This window comes from Bacillus sp. SIMBA_026, from assembly GCF_046535335.1.
GTDB classification, from domain to species: Bacteria; Bacillota; Bacilli; order Bacillales; family Bacillaceae; genus Bacillus; species Bacillus velezensis.
In genome coordinates this window covers 1-242 of the sequence record NZ_JAWRWX010000422.1, presented here as the reverse complement: position 1 = coordinate 242, position 242 = coordinate 1, and the positions used below count along the sequence as shown (strand labels likewise).

Sequence of the window (242 nt, the reverse complement as noted above, 5' to 3'; positions counted from 1 at the left end):
CGTGCTGGCGGTCACCTTGGTCTTGCCGGCGGCCTTGGCCTGGTCAACCTTGCCGGCCAGGTACTCGCCAGCTTTGGCGCCCAGCTTGCGCACCGCTTCGATTGCTACGTCGGCGGACACCGTGCAGGCGCGGACTAGTTCTTGCACATCGCGCTCGGCGTCGGCCAGGACGAGATAGTTTTCAACGTGGGTGCGGCTGCAATGGACGATGGCGGCGATTTCGGCGCTGTCCAGGCCGGCGC

General features: G+C 66.5%; 1 protein-coding gene. It reads right to left on the bottom strand.

Going from position 1 to position 242, the window contains the following annotated elements; translation table 11 throughout:
• On the bottom strand, positions 1–242 hold a 242-nt coding region (locus SB847_RS22045; protein ID WP_410578873.1), incomplete at both ends, for a hypothetical protein.